At 44.9% G+C, this 21,488-nt stretch carries 16 protein-coding genes and 2 tRNA genes; 15 read left to right on the top strand and 3 right to left on the bottom strand.

Features of this window, described 5'->3' with window-relative positions; translation table 11 throughout:
* Positions 1-51 precede the first annotated feature (51 nt).
* Together CZ794_RS07890 and CZ794_RS07885 are read right to left on the bottom strand one after the other, a co-directional pair.
* Entirely contained in the window at positions 52-1,533 is a 1,482-nt protein-coding gene (locus tag CZ794_RS07890) for a tetratricopeptide repeat protein (RefSeq protein WP_087041078.1), read from the bottom strand.
* 99 nt (positions 1,534-1,632) lie between these two features.
* Entirely contained in the window at positions 1,633-3,216 is a 1,584-nt protein-coding gene (locus CZ794_RS07885) for a cardiolipin synthase (protein ID WP_256958920.1), read from the bottom strand.
* A gap of 441 nt (positions 3,217-3,657) precedes the next feature.
* Here CZ794_RS07885 and CZ794_RS07880 point away from each other — a divergent pair.
* From CZ794_RS07880 to CZ794_RS07870, 3 genes are all read left to right on the top strand, one after another.
* A tRNA-Val gene (locus CZ794_RS07880) sits at positions 3,658-3,733 on the top strand.
* Positions 3,734-3,771: 38 nt separating this feature from the next.
* Positions 3,772-3,848 (top strand) — tRNA-Asp (locus tag CZ794_RS07875).
* Positions 3,849-4,235: 387 nt separating this feature from the next.
* Complete coding sequence (locus CZ794_RS07870) at positions 4,236-5,237, top strand: NAD(P)-dependent alcohol dehydrogenase (protein WP_087041077.1); 1,002 nt, start codon at positions 4,236-4,238, stop codon at positions 5,235-5,237.
* A gap of 230 nt (positions 5,238-5,467) precedes the next feature.
* On the opposite strand, the gene CZ794_RS07865 is transcribed toward CZ794_RS07870, so the two are convergent.
* Positions 5,468-6,052: an NAD(P)H-dependent oxidoreductase gene (locus tag CZ794_RS07865; RefSeq protein WP_087041076.1), complete on the bottom strand. Its 585-nt coding sequence runs from the start codon at positions 6,050-6,052 to the stop codon at positions 5,468-5,470.
* Between the two features lie 133 nt (positions 6,053-6,185).
* Here CZ794_RS07865 and CZ794_RS07860 point away from each other — a divergent pair, with 133 nt between their 5' ends.
* The 12 genes from CZ794_RS07860 to CZ794_RS07805 all read left to right on the top strand — a co-directional run bounded on the left by CZ794_RS07860 (position 6,186) and on the right by CZ794_RS07805 (position 21,413).
* Positions 6,186-7,079: a LysR family transcriptional regulator gene (locus CZ794_RS07860; RefSeq protein ID WP_087041075.1), complete on the top strand. Its 894-nt coding sequence runs from the start codon at positions 6,186-6,188 to the stop codon at positions 7,077-7,079.
* 106 nt (positions 7,080-7,185) lie between these two features.
* Positions 7,186-8,874: a phosphoethanolamine transferase gene (locus CZ794_RS07855; RefSeq protein WP_256958919.1), complete on the top strand. Its 1,689-nt coding sequence runs from the start codon at positions 7,186-7,188 to the stop codon at positions 8,872-8,874.
* A 74-nt stretch (positions 8,875-8,948) separates the two neighbouring features.
* Positions 8,949-9,650 carry a response regulator transcription factor gene (locus CZ794_RS07850; RefSeq protein WP_087041073.1) on the top strand — a complete coding sequence of 234 codons (702 nt, stop codon included), beginning with the start codon at positions 8,949-8,951 and terminating at the stop codon, positions 9,648-9,650.
* 77 nt (positions 9,651-9,727) lie between these two features.
* Positions 9,728-11,074: a HAMP domain-containing sensor histidine kinase gene (locus CZ794_RS07845; RefSeq protein ID WP_087041649.1), complete on the top strand. Its 1,347-nt coding sequence runs from the start codon at positions 9,728-9,730 to the stop codon at positions 11,072-11,074.
* Between the two features lie 230 nt (positions 11,075-11,304).
* Positions 11,305-11,775 carry a diacylglycerol kinase gene (locus CZ794_RS07840; RefSeq protein WP_087041072.1) on the top strand — a complete coding sequence of 157 codons (471 nt, stop codon included), beginning with the start codon at positions 11,305-11,307 and terminating at the stop codon, positions 11,773-11,775.
* Positions 11,776-11,841: 66 nt separating this feature from the next.
* Complete coding sequence (locus CZ794_RS07835) at positions 11,842-12,618, top strand: PAP2 family lipid A phosphatase (RefSeq protein ID WP_087041071.1); 777 nt, start codon at positions 11,842-11,844, stop codon at positions 12,616-12,618.
* Between the two features lie 259 nt (positions 12,619-12,877).
* The gene (gene kdpF, locus CZ794_RS14285; RefSeq protein ID WP_087041070.1) at positions 12,878-12,958 is read left to right on the top strand and encodes a K(+)-transporting ATPase subunit F; all 81 of its coding nucleotides are present in this window, start codon (positions 12,878-12,880) and stop codon (positions 12,956-12,958) included.
* Positions 12,958-14,670, top strand: a complete 1,713-nt coding sequence (kdpA, locus tag CZ794_RS07825) for a potassium-transporting ATPase subunit KdpA (protein ID WP_087041069.1) — start codon at positions 12,958-12,960, stop codon at positions 14,668-14,670. Before kdpF ends, kdpA begins: the two co-directional genes overlap by 1 nt.
* Before the next feature lie 249 nt (positions 14,671-14,919).
* Positions 14,920-17,058 (top strand): potassium-transporting ATPase subunit KdpB, encoded by a 2,139-nt coding sequence (gene kdpB / locus CZ794_RS07820; protein WP_256958918.1) that lies wholly within the window; start codon positions 14,920-14,922, stop codon positions 17,056-17,058.
* Positions 17,059-17,081: 23 nt separating this feature from the next.
* Positions 17,082-17,795, top strand: a complete 714-nt coding sequence (kdpC, locus tag CZ794_RS07815) for a potassium-transporting ATPase subunit KdpC (RefSeq protein ID WP_256958917.1) — start codon at positions 17,082-17,084, stop codon at positions 17,793-17,795.
* Positions 17,796-17,907: 112 nt separating this feature from the next.
* Positions 17,908-20,730, top strand: coding sequence for a DUF4118 domain-containing protein (locus tag CZ794_RS07810; RefSeq protein WP_256958916.1), 2,823 nt, complete (start codon positions 17,908-17,910; stop codon positions 20,728-20,730).
* Positions 20,727-21,413, top strand: coding sequence for a response regulator (locus CZ794_RS07805; protein WP_087041067.1), 687 nt, complete (start codon positions 20,727-20,729; stop codon positions 21,411-21,413). Before CZ794_RS07810 ends, CZ794_RS07805 begins: the two co-directional genes overlap by 4 nt.
* Positions 21,414-21,488 lie beyond the last annotated feature (75 nt).

The following is a 21,488-nucleotide window of genomic DNA, read 5'->3' as shown; positions in this document are numbered from 1 at the left end:
GAATTTGGCGCGTAACCATAAGCTTTTAAGCGCGCTCTAGCAGAAAATAAGCTAGAGAATAATTAAGATTAATATCGCTACCACCGCCACTGCCCCAAGCAAGATTTGATACCGCTTGATACTGTGCTGCTCTCGCTTTTGCGTACTGATCAAATCTTGGGCCTGCTGCCAATGAACGACCAAGTCAGCAGCTTCAGCATGACCATTTTTAGCAGCTTGAGTGAGCCAATACTGACCATTTTCTATGTCTTGCGCGACTCCTATGCCTTGGTAATACATTTTACTAAGGAGTCGCTGGGCCCGACTGTCGTCTTTGCTGGCGGCTTGTTTGACCCACTCTGCTCCTGTTGCTACTCCCGCAGACTGATCCACCGCCAAACCTTCACCCAATAATTCATACATTGCCAAACGCAACATAGCTGCCGTATTGCCAGCATTAGCCGCCGCTTGCAACTTCAACAACGCTTGTTTTTTTGCTTTTAAATGACTCTCTGAAAAAACAACGTGCGCACGGGGTTTGTTTTGTTTGGCAATGTGCTCCTCAAACTGATCCAACACATGACAAGCTTGTTGGTACGCCATATTATCAGCACTTTGTACCACCTCAATCTCATTTAACTCTATAAGAAGCTGCGTAAACATCTCTGGCGTTGGAGGCGTTTTTGAGACGGAAGCAAGTTTGGATGATATAAGTGTGTCTGATGCCGTATCAACTGCTAATGTCTCAGCTCGGCTTAGATCTGGCGATGGTTGATAGTCTGTTGTAGACGGGGCATTATTAGCTGATATCGGGCTGGTTTCTATTTTAGCTGATAGGCTATCTGACGACTGACGAGGGTTTTGAGGCAGCGCTGATGCAGTGTCTAAATCTGGTACGGTGTCTAAATAAGGCTCAGCCGTTTTATGTGTATCGATAGTATAAACAGCATCGGATACAGTCGCTTTGACAATCGGCGTTTCGCTGGCATTCTGTAATCGTGCACTGACTGCTTGATATAAACCGCTTGCTACTTGCCCACCTTGTACTGCCTCAAATGGACGATCGATATGACCGAACAAACGCAGTCCTATTGGCTCTAAGGCAAAAAAGACAGACATACTGCCATTAGTTAAGGTGCTGTGTTCGGCAGCTTCACGATAGACAACCGCCATGTGCTGATAAAAATCATCGCCTGTTAACGGTACGTTAGGATAGCGTTTGCGTAGCTCAAATTGACCATACCAATGCGGTGTGTGTTGCCACTGCTGGGCTAAGACTCGTCCTGCATAAAACGCCAGAAACACCATAAAGTTACGATAACGCTCATCGACTAACACTGTCTCTTCGTGCCATTGACCCGCTTTGATCATATCACGGCGTATTTGCGTCAATAACGTATCTACACGCTGCAAACTTGCTAGTGACTCATCCAATACACAGTCGCGCAGCTCCGTTTCATAAACAATACCCCCAGCGATGGGACGCTCAGCTAAAAAATCCTGCCAATAGCCTGCTGCGGTATAGTCAAGTGGTGTCAAAAGCAATGCAGACATAAACAAGCGCGTCCTTTTTACCAAAAATGAAATGTGGTATGACTAAAATAATAAGCATCATCAATAGCGATAGATTACCTTAACCTAAAAGTAAAAGCGCTACAATAAAGGACTGAACAGGCGAACCACATTATCAAACAAACGCGCAGAACCATGACGCTGTTGCCATTCTTCTAAGCCCAAAAATCGGCAATGTTGCAAATAGACTTCTTGGCAACTTGCTACCTGAGCCACCATTTCTGGTGTATAAATGGCCAAGCTGACTTCCATATTTAAATAAAAGCTGCGCATGTCGATATTCACCGTACCAAACAGACAATAGTCGTCATCGACGACCACTGTTTTGGCATGCAATAAACCGCCTTTGAATAGCGCAATAATGACGCCAGCTTCAAGCAATTCTTGATAATACGCTTGCGATGCGTGTTGCACAAGGAAGGAGTCCACCTTTTCAGGAACAATCAGCGTGACCTTCACGCCACGCTTTGCTGCTGTTGTAAGCGCGCCTGATAACGCTTCATCTGGCACAAAATAAGGGGTAGTAATGCAAATGCTTTTATTAGCACGATGAATCACTGTGACCAATGTGTTATAAATCACATGGGCCGTCACCCGAGGTGCTGACGGTATGAGCTGTGCTAAAACGCCCTCCACGATAGGCATTTGAGGTATGGCCACTAATTTTGAGCCATTCTCTGTCTGCTCATGAGACGCCGCATTATTACCCAGCACTTTTACCCGACTGTTCAAATCGTTAATAGTCGGATCCATCACGTATAGCTTACGCGTATAATTATTTACTCGGTGATGCAGTGCATCTAAATTATCCTTGTTTTCGGCACCAATATCTGTTGCCACCAATTTTGCCATTGCAGTTGTAATGCTCATAGCTTGACGACTGGTCGTACGTATTGCCACATCAATCCACTGTCCGACTTTTTTGTTTTGTTTAAAAAACCTGGGATCGACCAAGTTAAAGCTACCGATATAACCGATGTATTCATCGATAACCACGATTTTGCGATGATTGCGCAAATCAGACCGCTTAAATAATGTCTTAAACAAACCGACTGGTAGCGATTGGTAGACAAAAACCCCTGCCTTTTCTAGCATGCGATGTTCTTTGCTATTGAAGAAGCTAAAGCTGCCTACACTATCCGCCAATACATGACATTCGACGCCGCGTTGGGCGGCCGCTGACAACGCCGCTATCACATCTAATGTCTGCCCTTTAGGATAAACAATATAAAACTCCATCAGAATAATACGCTGCGCGGCATTGATATCGTCAATCAATCTTTGAAAAATAGAGTTGGGATCAGTCAGTAACTGCATTTTGTGTTCAGGGAAGACACCAAGTCCTGTCCAACGTGTGCCTATTTGACTCACGCCGCGATAATTGGCTGGTAGCAGCTCCTGCCCTTGATCAAACACCAGATGCTCACGCTTTGCCATATCATTCATCATCATCCCTGCTTGATCCACTCGCTCACGATAGCGCCGCCCAATCATGGGCTCACCCAGCAAGAGATAAGCAATAAAGCCAAAAAGAGGCAGGGTATAGAGCACAGCAACCCAAGCAATTGACACGCCAATGTTGCGCTGCACTGTCACAATCCTTAGCGTCATTACTATCATCAGAATGATATGCAATACCAGACCTAGTCCAGCAACGTCTCCCAACGACCATGTAGTAAAAGTGTCTATGTCTGCCTCCGCTTAACAAGGTAAAAGTACAGTGTGAATAATAAAACATTCATAGTATAGTAGCTTTTGGCTACCGAACAATAGATGACATTCATAAATGTCAGAACAACTACCCTATGCACTACCAATTTAAGTCATTGTAAATATTACTATTAGGTAAATTTCTTCAATTATTTGCGAAAATATTTAAAATAGTGTTTGACAGCCATGCGTAATTCTATATAATACACACCCACAGCAAGGGGACTTAATTAAGTTAGCTTCTGTGAAAGTTGATTAAGAGGTGACAATCTTAATTGGCTAGATTTTAAAGAAACTTTTCAAACCAATTAAAGGTATGAAGTTTCTAGAATTTTTCCTTTAAGGAAAATTCTCTTACGAACCTAAAATTGCAGTGCAATTTTTTAACGGTTCTCAGGGTGATTAGCTCAGTTGGTAGAGCGTCTGCCTTACACGCAGAATGTCGGCGGTTCGAATCCGTCATCACCCACCACTTATTAGCAAGTGGTTAAAGAAGCTAAAACGACCTAAGCAGCGGTAGTTCAGTTGGTTAGAATACCGGCCTGTCACGCCGGGGGTCGCGGGTTCGAGTCCCGTCCGCTGCGCCATATTCTGTAGTAAGCAGAAAACAAATTTAAACTGTTAAGTTTAAGCAGGTTTCGCCTCAAGTATTAGTTTACTTGAGGTTTTTTTGTGTCTGCTATATCATATTGGTGTTTAATACCTCTCCATTTATTATTTTTACTTCATAAACAAGGTCATCAACTTTCTCTTTTCTTATCTCTAAAATCAGTTGATGCCTAAATATTTTACCTTTTAAAACTGGTTGCCATTTTTTAACCAAAATTGGTAGAAGTTAATTGCACTATCCCACTCTCTTTAAACAGACCGTTATTAATACATTCCGCAAGACGCTAAGAACGGATTTGTTAGCTAATATGTTCATTAGATATTTATAACGCCTTTCCACCAATAATAGAAAATAAGGAATAACGATGATTAACGCCTACGCAGCAACAGAAAAAGGTGGCAAGTTTGCGCCCTACCAATACGAACCTAGCCCTTTAGGTGATCACGAAGTAGAAATCGAAGTGCATAGCTGCGGTATTTGTCACAGTGATCTGTCCATGTGGCAAAACGAATGGGGCATGACTCAATACCCCTTTGTCGGTGGACATGAAGTGGCAGGAAAAGTACTGGCAAAAGGTAAACACGTAAAGCATCTTGAGCTGGGCGATAAGGTTGGCCTTGGCTGGCATAAAGGGTATTGCAACGTTTGCGACCTATGTATCGGTGGAGATCAAAACCTATGCCCTGAACAAGAAGGCACTATCATTGGTAACCATGGCGGCTTTGCAGACAAAGTACGCGCAAAGGACACCAGTGTCATAAAAATCCCTGAAGGTCTTGATTTCAACGCTGTTGGGCCTCTACTATGTGGCGGTGTTACTGTGTTTAACCCACTCATGCAATACGATATCAAACCCACCTCTAGAGTGGCGGTTATCGGTATTGGTGGTTTAGGACATCTGGCGCTTCAGTTTGCGAATGCATGGGGATGTGAAGTCACTGCTTTTACCAGCAGCTCAAAGATGGAAGAAGCAAAAGAGCTAGGTGCTCATCATTCACTAAATTCAAGAAAAGATAGTGAAATCGAAAAAGCAGCAAACTCTTTTGATTTAATCATATCAACCGTGAACGTCGATATGAACTGGGATCTGGTGATCAAGACCTTGAAGCCAAAGGGCAAACTACATTTCGTTGGTATACTAGAAGCACCGCTAGAGATAGCAACGGCACCCATGATTATGGCTCAAAAAAGCCTGTCAGGTTCGCCAGTGGGTTCACCATCAACCCTGCGAAAAATGCTGGATTTTGCTGCTCGACATCATATCCAACCAGTCACTGAAACCTATAAAATGTCTGAGATAAACGAAGCGTTTGAGAGATTAGAAAGTGGCAATGCTCGCTATAGAGTGGTATTAGAAAGAGACTAGCGTTGGCTGGTGTTTGTCAATCTTAATCAAGGTAGTGGTAACTCATCTGATAGATGAAGGACCACTACCTTTTTTATGCGTCATAGATATAGTCGATTGACGTTAAAAACGGAACAGTGCGACTGCGATGACTTTTTCGCAGTCTCTTTATTAGCAGCATGTCAGGAAAATTGATACCAAGCGCACGTAGCGCTCACCGCATCGCTAACTTAAGCACAGCGTAGCCATCGCTAGATTGCAAACAAGCCATGCAAATGTTTTTGATACCTTGCAATATCGCTATCAATAGTTGGGTTTTTGATCACGTCATTACTCATAAAGGTGGTCAGCGGCTGCATACCCAAAAACTGATACGCCTTATGAGTAGCAAGATATACCCCATCTACGCCCACGCCTTCAAAAAACTGGTTTGGATCGGTGAAGGCTGCTTCAGGTGCATTCCACGTCACTGACAGCATATACTGCTTACCTTGTAACAAGCCACCAGAGCCATACTTATTTTCTGAGTTGTGACGAGAGCGTCCATCACTTTCATAGAGCCGACCATGTCCAATCGTAAAAATCTCATCAATATATTTTTTAACAATCCATGGCACGCCCATCCACCAAGCAGGTGTCTGCTGGATAACCACGTCTGCCCATAACCACTTCGTAATCTCCTCTTCCACCTCATAACCTGCATCAATATTGGTTACTTTTACGTCATGTCCCAACTCAAGCAATTGCTGCTCAGCGACTGTCGTCATGGTGTCATTAAGCTCGCCTGTTGAATGAGCAAAACGCTTACTGCCGTTTAATATCAATATATTCTTCATTATAAATTGCCTTTTACAAATTTTCCGATGAAAGCGAATGGGTTTATCAATTGTGATTGGCAGAAAGTATATATAAACTGATAATTGATAAGAAGGCACAAACATTCAAAATACTTTTGCGTAGGAGTCAATAATGAAAGTCACGATTAATGAGCTGGTTACTTTCATTAGTATTGTCGACGAAGGCACCATCAGTCAGGCAGCTGAGCATTTAGATGTCACGGTGTCGGCCGTCAGTAGAGCATTATCACGATTAGAAAAAAAGCTAAATACAGCCCTTTTTAGGCGTACCACAAGGCGCTTGGAGCTGACGCAAGAAGGTGAAAAGTATCTCGTGCGGGTACGCAGCATTTTAGAAGAGTTAGAAGCAGCCGAAAATATGCTGATCATGAATAAAAAAGTCCCCTCTGGTAAACTACGAATCGATGCAGCCACCCCTTTTATGCTGCACGTGATTGCCCCCTTAATTGATAAGTACAGCAGCGCTTACCCACAAATCGACATCGAGCTGATAAGTAATGAAAACTTGGTCGATTTGCTAGAGCAGCGAACAGACATCGCTGTGCGTATCGGCGAATTAAAAGATTCTACATTGAGCGCAACCCCACTCGGGTTAAGCCAGATTCGAATACTGGCCAGCCCTGCCTATCTAAAAACACATGGTACACCTCAAAACCTAGAAGAATTGACACAACATCAACTACTCGGTTTTAGCTCGCTAGAAAAACTAAACGATTGGCCCATTTATGACGCCTTTAATAATTTATTTCATGTCGATACAAACATAAAAACCGACAGTGGCGAGACGCTAAGACAACTTGCATTATGCGGAACAGGTATCGTTTGTTTGTCAGACTTTATGACACAGCGAGATATTCAAGAAGGGCGTCTGGTGCAAATCTTGGCTTCTAGTACGATAAAAATGCAGCAACCTATCAACCTTGTCTATTACAAAAACAGAAAGCTATCAGAACGGGTCAGCTCGTTCATTGAGTTTTTAAAGGCAGAAATGCCCTCTTGTGATTAAGCTGGCTTTAAACATGAAGAAACCGACTCACCTTAACATCTTCTTAACGGCACACTTGGTATGGTAAGGAATGACGTTTCCTATCATTCTGTTGAGAAGTATTTATATGTCAATATCTCAAACCGCCAAAATCGACACGCCTAAAGCCAATAAAAAAAACAGCTATCTGAGTAAGTTCTACCATCGTGAGATAAATCTCAGTTATCTTATTATCATCGTTGCCTTATATTTGGTGGCGACTGCCAATATTGGCTTTTTTGAACAGGTGCTAAACGTCTATCCATTTAGCAAAAACGTCGGTTTTATACTGTCTATTACTGGCTTGTTGTTTGGACTGATGTGGCTAGTATTACAGCTGCTTTGCTATCGTCCGATTGCCAAACCAGTGCTGATTGCGCTGCTGATCACTGCCGCCATCTGCGGTTATTTTACCGATGCTTACGGGACGATATTTGACACCAATATGCTGATCAATAGTCTAGAGACCGATCAAGCAGAGGCGATGGGATTGTTTGCCCCTAGCATGGTCATTCGGGTGCTGCTACTGGGCGTGTTACCAGCATTTATTATTAGCAAAATTCGTCTAAAACGCTTTACTTGGCAACGCAGCATTCTACAAAAGACAGCCACCTTGATATTGTCTATCGCATTGATTGCGGCGTGTCTTTTACCCTTTGGTGACCAGTACGCGAGCTTCTTTCGTCAGCATAAAGAGGTGCGCTCTTATGCCAATCCGATCACACCTATTTACTCTACGATCAAACTTGGCGAAAATTATGTCAATGAGCTTCGCCGTCCTGATACTTTCACGCTACATGCGACAGATGCAAAGCGCGTGGCCCCTACCAGTAGCACTACAAAACCCAAGCTAATGGTGTTCGTCGTTGGTGAAACGGCTCGAGCGGATCACTTTGGTTTAAATGGCTATGCGCGTAATACCACGCCGCTACTCTCGAAACAGTCCAACCTTTATAGTTTTAAAGATGCCGTCTCTTGTGGCACCTCCACTGCTTACTCAGTGCCCTGCATGTTCAGTTATGCCAATCGGGAGAATTATGATATCGATACTGCCAAGTACAATGAAAACGTACTCGATACGCTCAGCAAGCAAGGGGTCAATGTCGTTTGGCGAGACAACAACTCTAGCTCTAAAGGCGTGGCTGATCGTGTCACTTTTGAGGACTTCAAAACGGCTGATACCAATCCGAACTGCGATGTTGAATGCCGAGATATTGGCATGCTTGATGGTTTTGACAAACTGGTTAAGTCAGGCAGCTCAGAGAAAGAGATGCCTAAAGACACGCTTATTTTGTTACACCAAATGGGTAATCATGGCCCCGCTTATTACCAGCGCTATCCTAAAGAATTTGAGACGTACAAACCTGTCTGTATGACTAACGAGCTATCCAAATGTGACGCCCAGTCTGTGATCAATGGCTATGATAATGCGATTCTGTACACCGATTACTTTTTGGATAACGTGATTGATACCCTAAAGACTTACGAACAAGATTATGATGTAGTCATGGTTTATATGAGCGATCATGGCGAGAGTTTGGGTGAAAATAATATTTACTTGCATGGTCTGCCCTATAAATTTGCCCCAGATACTCAAAAGCACGTGCCCGCAGTCATTTGGTCACCGGATAGTAATAACATCGATGCGGACAGTCTCTCTAATATGAGCAGTCAGCCGGTGTCACACGATTTTATTACGCCGACGTTGCTGAGCTTTTTTGGCATTACGACTGACGAAGTCAAAGGGGCGCCAACCTTTTTTAAAGTAAATAACTAAATCTTTTTTTATATTGCTCCAACCTTTAGGCCATCACCATCCTTTAGGCAACCACTATTTTTTAGGTCAGCATCATGTATAAAATACTTGTTATTGAAGACAACCCCGATATCGTGGCCAATATTTACGCGTTTTTTGAGCCAAAAGGCTTTGAGCTGGACAACGCACATAATGGCTACAGTGGGCTAACGCTCGCCGCAAGCAATCATTATGACGTGATATTGCTCGATGTGATGCTACCAGGTATGGATGGCACCAAGCTGTGCAAAAAACTCAGAGAAGAATTGCACGACAAAACGCCTGTCCTCATGCTCACTGCTCGCGATACGATTTTGGATAAAGTGGCAGGCTTTGATAGCGGCGCTGATGATTATTTGGTCAAGCCTTTTTCATTGATTGAGTTAGAGTGCCGTATCAAAGCACTCATACGTCGTCATGAGGACGATCATTTTGTACACAGTATCGCTGTGGGAGCGCTATCGTTGAACAACAGCGAGCATACTATTATGCGTGAAGGAAAGTCGATTAAGCTCACCCCAACTGGATTTAAGATACTACATATCCTAATGAGCGCCGCACCGCGAGTCGTCAGCAAAACTGAACTTGAAGAAAAAGTATGGGGTCTAGATATACCGAGCAGTGATGCGCTACGCACTCATATGCATAGCGTACGGGCGCAGGTCGACAAGCCCTTTGACAAAATCATGATAGTGACAGTGCCTGGTGTTGGTTACCAAATCATCGATCCCAATAAATCAGAAAACGCGGTAGTATGACTCAATGGATGGCACCTCATACGATCTACCATCGCTCACTATATCAATTACCTCCTTCGATTAAGCACCTCCATATTATGTTTAATATAGACTCGATAGCCAATAAGTTTCGATTGTCCTACTTTATATTCGCGCTGTTGCTATGCGGAGCTTTTGTCAGTATTTTTCTATACGCGGAGAGCAGAATAGAACAAGAGTTGGTTAAGGGTCGGCTGTTGCAGCAGCTTGATATCAGCCAAGAGAAGTATGGCGATCGCTCTATTTATACCGCTAATCCAGGTATCACAATTTACCGCTACGACAATGCACCTGCCAACCTGCAAACAACAGCAACGGCAACGGTGCAAGAGAAGTCTGTCACTATAGACGGTGAGTCTGGCAAAACCCACGGCAACCTTCATTTTTTCGCCTATCAACAAGGCAATCAGACTTACATTTTGACGTACTTGGAAGGGGTTGAAATGGTGATGAGTCACTACCCTGTTTTAGAAATCTTTGAAAACTTAGAAGATATATTTGCGGATACACTAAAAGTGGCGGTCATTTTGAGTTTGCTTATTGCCGCCATATTCTCTCATTTGTCCTCCAAACAAATCATCAAGCCTTTACTCGATTTAAAACAAGCAGTCGAAACGGATCATAAAAACCTAACGGAACTCACACACATGCCATCTGAAGTTGGGGTGTTGGCGCGAGCTATCGATGAAAAAAACCATAAGCTAGAGCAGTATCTCAAGCGCGAGCAACTGTTCACCGGTGATGTCAGCCATGAGCTGCGCACGCCCTTAACCATCATCATGGGTGCTTCTGAGGTATTGGCATCACAGTTAGCAGCAGACAGCTATCTGAACGAATTTACCAATCGTATCAGTAATACAGCCCGTGAGACCTCCGAGATTATCACCGCCCTGCTCTTGCTCTCGCGCGCACCTGAAAAACTCGATGCGCCGCAAACATCCATTAATAGTATTGCCTTAGCCGAAGTGCAGCGACTGACCTATTTGCTGCGCTATAAGACCGTGACGTGTCAGATAATCGCTGAGCAAGAATATAGCGCCTGTGTTCGTCCTGAACTATTAAAAATGGCATTGGGCAATTTGATAAAAAATGCGTTTCAGTACACGGATGATGGCGAAGTCATTATCACTATCGATGACGAAAAAATCATGGTCACTGATACTGGTCTTGGTATTCCTGAGGCGATGATGCCGCTGCTATATGAACGATTTGAGCGATTGACTCATGACTATCAAGACGAGGGTACCGGCACAGCCTTGTCACCAGAGCATGATATCAATCACAAGGTTGAAGGCTCAGGTTTGGGACTAAGTATCGTACAACGCATCATGTCTCATATGGGCTGGCAGCTGACCCATCAAGCCAATCATTCAGGTGGCAGCACTTTTAGTATTTATTATAAATAACCGTACTTCGCCTACTATCACCACAATTTTCATTTAATCATTGCCCACTGAACTGGCGGGCGATGCCATTTGTCCAAATTATTCTTTATTCTCCTTTCTGCTTACGCTCTTAACATTTTCTTAATCTCACCCGTTTTATACTTAGGCTATATCGATTTTGCTTGGCTGCTTTTTTGGTCGTGCAAAGCCGAGCGCGCACCTTGATATTAATAGACCATTAAGAATTCTATATGAATAAAATCACTCCTATTAATCTTGAAAACAAGACAGCCAGTCACAGCTCTATCAATCAGGCAGCACATCATAGTGCATTCACGCCTGATAACTTTGCAGAGAGCGCAAAAGGTAAAACGGGCTTTTACCGCATTATAAAAGCTGCTGGCTATTCAATGGACGGATTTAAGGCAGCTTATAAATTTGAGGCAGCTTTTAGACAAGTCGTGTGGTTCAACTTTGCCCTGTTTATGGCTATCGCTTTTATGCCTTTTGTAATGAGCATAAAAATGATGCTAGTCATCGCTTCTTTTTTATCTTTGATTGTTGAGCTGATCAATACCGGTATCGAAGCTTGCGTCGATCATACCTCAACCGCCAAGCATCCACTCGCCAAGATAGCAAAAGATGTCGGCTCCGCTGCACAATTTTTGTCGTTGTTTCTTTTAACCGTCTTATGGTTAATGGCGCTGTCTGTCTTTTTATAGTTGTCTGTCTTTTTATAGCAGCACGCTGGAAGCTATCATCACTTAATATACATTATCAGGTGTATCATGACTTTAGAAAACCACTCAATGGCTTGGGGCTGGCTAAAATTACTGTGCGTGACCATCATTGCCACCTTGGTTTTTGAGCATAGCCAGTTGGACATACGCATCAGTGAGCTTTTTTATAGCAATGGACACTGGCTACTAGAAAAGGGCGCGCAGCCTTATGCGTTTATCTTTTATGATTTGCCCAAAGCCCTACTGATCCTACTGGCGGTCTACCTCATAGCAGTGTTAATCATAAAGTACCGACAATCTTTGCCTGACGCTGCCTCGCAGCATCGCCATAAATTTGATAGATTTTTGCTTCCGTTACCAATTCGAGAGATCGGCTATCTACTGATTATAATCGCGATTGTACCGGCTAGCATTGCCACGCTCAAAGGCGTCACCCATGTGAGCTGCCCGAATGACTTGGTTATTTTTAACGGTGATCTGCCCTACCTTAACCTGTGGCAAAATATCGTAGCAGCTACGCCCGCCAGATGCTTCCCAGCGGCTCATGCCAGCGCAGGTTTTTCTTTATATGGATTGGCCTTTTTGCCGACGTTAAAAAAGTATCGCTATCAAATATTTACCACAGTCACAGTCTTAGGATGGACAATGGGGCTGTATAAAATGCTGTTTGGCGACCACTTCTTTAGTCATACTTTGGTCTCGATGCTGCTGTCACTGACCATTGCTTGCGCATTGGCACATATTTTTTTCAAGCGTTTTGATGAAAATAAAAACAGCCAATTTCAGCCGACCAAACTCACATTATCAGATACTCAAAAACGTTAACCCGCCTCTCATCTTTATACTTTCTTTATACCCCGCCTTGTTATCTTGACAACACTTTTATACCTCGCTTGGCATACTGTTTCCATTAATAAACGAGCCGTCAATGAATGCGTTGTCAGTGATATAGATCGAGATACAACCAAGCGATGACCCTCACATCCTACTCGTGAACGTCGTGCTAAGCCCTCCATTTATACCCCATATTTACTACTGACCAACGACTCATAGCGGACCTTCATTATTACTTTTGGAGCGTGTTATGGACGTTTTTGCAGGACTTCTTGCCTTCGGCTTATTTCTCTATTTGCTGTATGTTTTGGTTAAGCCGGAGGCATTCTAATGACAATGTATGCCTTATCACAGCTGGTTATATACCTGCTTATTTTGTTTGTTTTGGGATACTTCCTATCAGGCTACATGCTAAAGCGTATGCAAGCACCTGTCTCTGCCCTTGAGTCGCGCCTCTTTAGCGTGCTTGGTATGATCGGTCAAGACAATAAGGGCAATCGTGCTTTTGGTATGAATTGGAAACAATATGCGTTAGCCATTGTTCTGTTTAACGTTATTGGATTTTTGGCGTTGTTTGTTTTGCAATTGGCGCAAGGACGCTTACCGCTCAACCCAGCCAACATGACAGGTGTTACGTGGGACTTGGCAATGAATACCGCCATCAGTTTCATGACCAATACTAACTGGCAAGCCTATGGCGGCGAGAGTAGCATGAGCTATCTGACGCAAATGATGGGCTTATCTCTACAAAACTTCTTGTCCGCTGCTACCGGTATCGTGGTGGCTTTTGCGTTGATGCGGGGTTTGGTGCTCAAGCAAAGCGCTCATCTAGGCAATGCGTGGATAGACTTATGGCGGTGTAATATTTATATCCTACTGCCCATTGCTGCAATCATCGCTGTGCTGTTGATGAGTCAAGGCGTTATCCAAACGCTATCGACGTATATGGATGTACAAACCTTACAAGGCGACACGCAGACCATCGCTTTGGGCCCTGTTGCCTCACAAGAAGCCATCAAAATGCTGGGCACCAATGGCGGCGGATTCTTTAATACCAACTCCGCTCACCCGTTTGAGAACCCCACGCCGCTTTCTAACTTTATTCAAATGTTGGCTATCTTTTTGATTCCAACCGCGCTTTGTTTTTGTCTTGGCAAAATAAGTGGCAACCTAAAGCAAGGCTTGGCGATTTTGGGCGCGATGACTGTCTTGTTCGTGGGCATGTATTCATTGACGGTGAGTAGTGAGCTTGCTGGTAATCCTTGGCTAGCGGCACAAGTTTCCGGCCTTACCGATGCCAGTGTGAGCGGCAACATGGAAGGCAAAGAGATACGCTTCGGTATTGTGGCCTCATCGCTGTTTGCCACTATCACGACGGCAGCGTCATGCGGGGCAGTAAACGCAATGCACGATTCATTCACGCCGCTCGGTGGTCTTAGCACCATGCTACAGATGCAATTGGGTGAAGTCGTGTTCGGCGGTGTGGGTGCAGGTCTTTACGGTATGTTGCTCTTCGCTATTTTAGCAGTGTTTGTCTCAGGCCTTATGATTGGCCGTACGCCTGAATATCTTGGTAAAAAAATCGAACCTTTTGAGATGAAAATGGTGGTATTGGCACTATTAGCTGCGCCCCTTATGGTATTGCTCGGCACTGCAATCAGCGTGATGACGCCTTCTGGTCAAGCAGGTATTTTTAACCCAAGTGCTCATGGTTTTAGTGAAGTGCTCTATGCCTTTAGCTCAGCTGCCAATAATAACGGCTCCGCGTTTGCCGGCTTAGGCGCGAACTCCTTGTTTTATAACTTGATGCTTGGTCTTTCTATGTTGGTTGGACGCTTTGGTGTGATTATTCCTGTATTGGCTCTGGCAGGCTCGTTGGTGCAAAAGCCTAGACTCGAAGTTAATAGCGGGACCCTACCCACCACCACGCCGTTGTTTGTTGGGCTTTTGGTCGGCACTGTCCTTATGATTGGCGCCTTAACCTTTGTCCCAGCTTTAGCACTTGGGCCCATCATAGAGCAGATTTGGATGCTGGGAGGCTAGCCGTTTTATATCGGCTAGCACTGAGTCATCTTATTCATCATTTTACTGATCCATTTTAAAAAAAGTACCGTTCTGCTGGGGTGCATTTTTCGAAGCCTCTGTCACGCTTGCGAACAGCCAGTGAGAAAAATTGCATCCAGTAGAACTGGATGACGATATGTACCACTTTTGTTTTGGATTGACTACAGATTGACTCTATACCCCAACAATGAATCGACCCATTTTTATGATTATGTGAGGAATACCAACATGAAGGTTATATCAGATCCTAACGAGCAGTCCCCCCATTTGCAGTCACAACAAGATCCCAATCAGTCAGGCGCGCCCAAAAAACCTACACAAGGACTACTTGATCCTGCTTTGATCAAGCCAGCGTTAAAAGCCGCGTTACTTAAACTTGATCCAAGAGTCCAATGGCGCAATCCCGTGATGTTCGTGGTTTATATCGGCTCATTGCTGACCAGCATTTTGGCCATCACCATGCTGACTCAGTCCCAATCAGGTGTTGGTTTTACGCTAGCCATTACTTTTTGGCTGTGGTTTACGCTGTTGTTTGCAAACTTCGCTGAGGCCTTGGCAGAAGGTCGCAGTAAAGCCCAAGCCGCCAGCCTTAAACAGGCACGCCAAGATGTCCAAGCTCGCAAACTGACGAATGCTGATAGACGCTCAACTTCAACGATGATTCAAGCGACGGCGCTAAATCAAGATGACATCGTGTTGGTCAATGCAGGCGAAATCATTCCTGCTGATGGCGAGGTCATAGAAGGCCTAGCCTCAGTAGACGAATCGGCGATCACGGGCGAGTCAGCCCCTGTCATTCGTGAAAGTGGTGGTGATTTTAATGCGGTGACGGGCGGCACCAAAGTATTGTCCGATTGGCTCATGATTCGTATCACGCAAGCCCCAGGACAAGGGTTTTTGGATCGTATGATTTCGTTGGTAGAAGGGGCAAAACGTACCAAGACACCCAATGAGATCGCCTTGACCATTTTATTAGTCGCATTGACCCTGATCTTTTTGATGGTGTGTGTCACGTTATTGCCTTTTTCACAATTTGCCGTGCTGTCTTCAGGCAATGGCGAGCCGATATCTATCGTAGTATTGGTGGCATTATTGGTATGTTTGATACCGACCACCATTGGCGGTTTATTATCAGCCATTGGCGTTGCCGGTATGAGCCGCATGATGCAAGCCAACGTCATCGCGACTTCTGGACGCGCGGTAGAAGCGGCAGGTGATGTTGACGTCTTACTACTCGACAAAACGGGCACCATCACTTATGGCAATCGCCAAGCGGCGCTATTTGTTCCTGCCCAAGGCGTAACAGAAAGCCAGCTTGCCGAGGTAGCTCTCATCAGCTCTTTAACCGATGAGACGCCAGAAGGCCGAAGTATCGTCAAGCTTGCGCAAAGTCGTTTTGATATCGACGATAAGGTATGGAAAGCGCGTTCGTTTGACACGATTGAATTTACCGCACAAACGCGTATGAGTGGCACAGATATTGATGGTCGCCATATTCGTAAAGGCGCTTTTGATGCAATCATAAAGTGGGTTGAAGCCCAAGGCGGCAAGCTGCCCAATAATCTAGATCAACAAGTCGCAGAAGTCGCTCGCCGCGGTAGTACGCCACTGCTTGTGGCCGACAGCGGACAGCTACTTGGCATCATAGAGCTAAAAGACGTGGTCAAATCGGGCATAAAAGAGCGCTTTGCTGAACTGCGTAAGATGGGTATTACCACCGTTATGATCACTGGTGACAATCCCCTAACTGCTGCCGCTATTGCCGCTGAAGCGGGCGTGGATGACTTTATGGCAGAAGCCACGCCAGAACAAAAACTGGAGAGAATACGCAGTTATCAACGTCAAGGCAAACTGGTCGCTATGACTGGCGATGGTACCAATGACGCGCCTGCTTTGGCTCAAGCCGACGTGGCTGTCGCTATGAACAGCGGGACTCAAGCCGCCAAAGAAGCGGCCAACATGGTTGATTTGGACTCAAATCCGACCAAGCTCATTGAAGTGGTACAAACGGGTAAGCAGATGTTGATGACTCGCGGTGCTTTGACGACGTTCAGTCTTGCAAACGATATCGCCAAGTATTTTGCGATTATCCCAGCCGCCTTTGCCAGTACCTACCCAGCGCTTGGGGTGCTCGACATTATGCAGTTGGGCAGTCCCAAAAGCGCCATTTTGTCCGCCATTATTTTTAACGCGTTAATTATTGTGTTTCTTATTCCCTTAGCGCTGCGCGGCGTCACTTATAGACCTGATTCTGCCATCAATCTATTACGTCGCAACTTAATGATATACGGCTTGGGCGGGCTACTTTTACCCTTCGTCGGCATCAAACTGATTGACCTTATTATTAACGCACTGCACTTGGTATAACCACAATACGGATGATAACGACTATGCAACCTAACTATCCCATGCCTTCTAGTAACGCGACGCAACCTGCTTCTCCTATGAACGCTGAACACTCACATATTAACGATAATGACAATGGTAAAGACAACGAAAGCGCAAAACTTGATCAGACGGCCACTCGCATGCCCATGCTCAAACCCGCATTGTCGTTATTTATCGTCTTAGCCATCACTTTAGGTTTATGCTATCCCTTATTAATGACAGGCGTCGCGCAAGTAACCATGCCGAACAAAGCCAACGGCAGCATGATAGAGCAAAACGGCAGCTTGGTTGGCTCTACGCTCATTGGCCAGACATTTGATCAACCAGAATACCTGTGGACTCGCCCATCAGCCGCTGGAGATGGCTACGATGCAGCGCAATCATCGGGCAGCAACTTAGGTCCACTAAACCCTGAGTTGGTCACCAATGTAGAGACGCAAGTACAAAAACTTAAAGCAGCCGATCCACAAAACACCACGCCCATTCCTCTTGACTTGGTCACCATGTCAGGTAGTGGATTAGATCCACATATCTCCCCTGCTGCTGCCGAGTGGCAAGTAAATAGAGTGGCACGCATACGAGGCATCAGTAGCGAGCAAGTACAAAAAATGATTGATGCTCATACAGAAGGTCGCCAGCTTCATTGGCTGGGCGAGCCTCGCGTGAACGTATTGGCTGTCAACTTAGCATTAGATGAGATGTCTCGTGTCAATTGATTTACACTAAGCAACAAGCAGTGCGCACAGTGATAAGTAGGTGCGATAATAAATGAGCGCCATAATAAGTGAGTACCATAATAGACGAGCGCCATGATAAGTGAGTGCCTTAATGACGAACATAGACATGAGTGATCAGCGACCCAATCCAGAAGATTTATTGCAGCAAATAAAGCAGCAAGAAGACACGCTGAGTAGAGGCAAACTAAAAATCTTCTTTGGATCTTCGGCAGGCGTGGGAAAAACTTACGATATGCTCTCGGCCGCTCAAAGAGATCAAGCGCATGGACTCGATGTCTTAGTCGGTATCGTAGAAACGCATGGCCGTAGTGAGACAGCGGCGCTGCTAAAGGGACTACCAATACTGCCATTACATCAGATTGAGTATCGGGCGCAAACCTTATTAGAGTTCGACATTGATGAGGCGTTGGCGCGTGCTCCTGATATCTTGTTGGTGGATGAGCTGGCCCATAGCAATGTGCCAGGATCTCGGCACCCAAAACGTTGGCATGATGTCAATGAGCTCTTAAAAGCGGGTATCAGTGTTTATACCACGGTTAATGTCCAACATTTAGAGAGCCTAAACGATGTGGTGAATCAAATCACAGGCGTCGTGGTACAAGAAACCATCCCCGACTGGTTCTTTGATCAAGCAAACGAAGTGGTATTGGTCGACTTGCCAGCCGATGAGCTACTAGCACGACTGCATGAAGGCAAGGTCTACATTCCCAGCCAAGCAAAACACGCCATAAAAAACTTCTTTAGAAAAGGCAATCTAATCGCCCTTCGTGAGCTTGCCTTACGTCGAACGGCGGATCTGGTCGATGCTGATATGCGCGATTATCGCAATCAATCTCGCATATCTTCTATTTGGAATACGGCAGATCAGCTCTTGGTCGGCATCAGTACTCGCGAGCATAGCGAACGCCTTATCCGTCATGCTGCAAGACTTGCCAGCAGCTTACATTCTCAGTGGTATGTTATTTATGTGGAGACGCCTAGAAGCCCTTATAAACGCGCCAAAAATAAACAAAACGTATTAAATGCCCTACGCTTAGCAGATGAATTGGGCGCAAAGACAGAGATTATCAGTGCCATTACCGTGGCTGAGGGCTTGGTCAGTTATGCGCATCAATTTAATATTGGACGTATTATTATCGGACAAAACCAAGGTGCTTCTTATTTTAACGGCTCATTGGTTAAGCAAATCTCAGAGCAAGATTTGAATTTAGACTTGATACTGGTCAATCAAACCAAACAGAAAAATAAGCTGACAGCCGAGCGCCAACCCCCTTTTTGGAACCTCTCCGACTTATCTTCTACAGACAATCGTACGGGCTATCTGATAGCGATGTTGGGCTGTACGCTTGTCACCGTTAGCCTAGTCGCCCTGACGCGTTGGTTTGATTTGGCCAATGTGGTGATGCTCTATTTATTAGTTATCGTGTTTATCTCCGTGCGCTTTGGCCGCGCCCCAGGAATATTTGCCGCGCTTTTGAGTGTGCTAAGTTTTGATTTATTTTTTGTGGAACCCAAGCTTTCTTTTAGCGTGAGCGATGTGCAGTATCTTGTCACCTTTGCCGTCATGCTCATTGTCTCTTTAATCATTAATAACCTAGCCGTAGGCTTACGCTTTCAGGCGCAAAATGCACGCAAACGTGAGCAACAAGCCATCTCGATGAGTCACTTGGCGCAAAATTTAAGTGCTGCGCGCAAAAATGACGAAATCATCAGTCAGTCAATTGTATGGCTGAACACGCATATCGCGAGCACAGCTCTCATGGTGATGCCAAATGCCGATGGTAAGCTGCTTCTTGTTTGTGAGCCAAACGCGCCAGCGGATTTTAATTGGACGGTAGCGCAGTGGGTGTTCGATCACAACGAAAGCGCAGGTCTGGCAACCAATACCCTACCTGCCAACGCTATGCATTATCGAGCGCTTACAACCTCTAGTCGTGTGCTGGCAGTATTGGCACTGAAACCGACAGATAACGATAATTTTAATCAGCCCGAGCAGCAGCGAACGCTTGATGTGGCGCTCGCGCAAATTACGCTCGCATTAGAGCGCGTGCATTACGCAAAAGTTGCTCAAAACGCTCTTATTAGAGTGGAATCAGAGCGCCTGCGTGGCTCACTACTATCAGCCTTATCTCATGATATTCGTACGCCCATTACCGTACTGTCAGGACTTGCCACCTCGCTTGCCACCCAACCTTTAGAACTCGATGAACAAAAGCAGTTGGCAATCGACATCGAACAACAAGCTCGTGTGATTCAGCGTTTGGTTATCAATATTTTAGATTATGTGGCACTCCAGTCTGGCGGGATGAAACTAAACAAGCAGTGGGTCAGTTTGGAGGAAATCATCGGTAGCAATATCCGCCAGCTTGACCCTTATCTACAAAATCGACAGATTAAAATAGACATTCCTCATGCGGTAGATTTTATCTATACGGATGAGCTTATTTTGTCGCGGATTTTAAACAATCTATTGACCAATGCGATTAACTACACCCCAGATAGTGCGACTATTGAAATTCAAGCCACACTCGATGAACCATCATATATTCAAAGAAACCAAAACTCGCAACGTCACCAAAGCCCTCCACATAACCAAAACCTGCCCCACTATCAAATAACGGTAACAGACAGTGGCCAAGGTTTGCCGATAGGGATGGAGGAAAAAATATTTGAACGCTTCACGCGCGGCGATACGGAAAGTAGTACCACAGGACTGGGATTGGGTCTGGCATTGAGTCGAGATTTGGTTAAACATTTAGGCGGCACGCTAAGCGCACACAATATCCAGCCGCACGGCGCACAATTTGTTATAGTGCTACCGTGGGAACCGTTATCAGAACAAGATATGTTTGATGAAAAGTTTGTACTCGGCGCGTCAGAGATGACAATACATTCAGAAAATAAGGCACTATGAAAACCATTCTAATTATCGAAGACGAAGCTCATATTACCCGATTTATAAAATCTGCCATGGAGCAAGAAGGCTATCAAGTCTTTACAGCAGACAGCTCAAATAGAGGGTTGATAGAAGCAGCCTCTCGACGCCCCGATTTACTTATCTTAGATTTGGGTTTACCGGATGCAGATGGTTGCGATGTGATCTTAGACATTCGAACTTGGTCATCGCTCCCTATTTTGGTATTGTCGGCGCGCAGTGATGAGCAAGATAAAATCAAAGCGTTAAATCTGGGCGCAGATGATTATTTGGTAAAACCCTTTAGCATGGGTGAGTTGATCGCTAGAGTAAACGCTCACATGCGGCGCTGGCAAGTAGGATATGAGACCCCAGTTGAGTTGACACTCGGCAACGTCAATATTGATTTGGCGCAAAGACAAGTCAGTAAAAATGGTGACAACATTCATCTCACCCCGATCGAATATCGGCTACTGACGGTATTGATCAAAAATGCTGAAAAAGTCATGACACATCAGCAGCTACTGACAGAAGTATGGGGCAAGGGTCACAATCACCAAGAGCACTATGTGCGGATATTTATGTCCAACTTACGGCAAAAACTTGAAGACAACCCCTCTAGGCCAAATTATTTTTTAACTGAAATTGGTGTGGGCTATAAGCTTCATATACCAAAGCCTTGATAATTTGCTATCTTTACGACGTGATATGATAAAAATAATTGTCTTAATAACGTCTAACATAAAAGAATTGCGACT

This window comes from Psychrobacter sp. JB385, assembly GCF_900163785.1.
Classification (GTDB): domain Bacteria; phylum Pseudomonadota; class Gammaproteobacteria; order Pseudomonadales; family Moraxellaceae; genus Psychrobacter.
The sequence above is the reverse complement of the archived record's forward strand: the minus strand, read 5'-3'. Positions and strand labels throughout refer to the sequence as shown.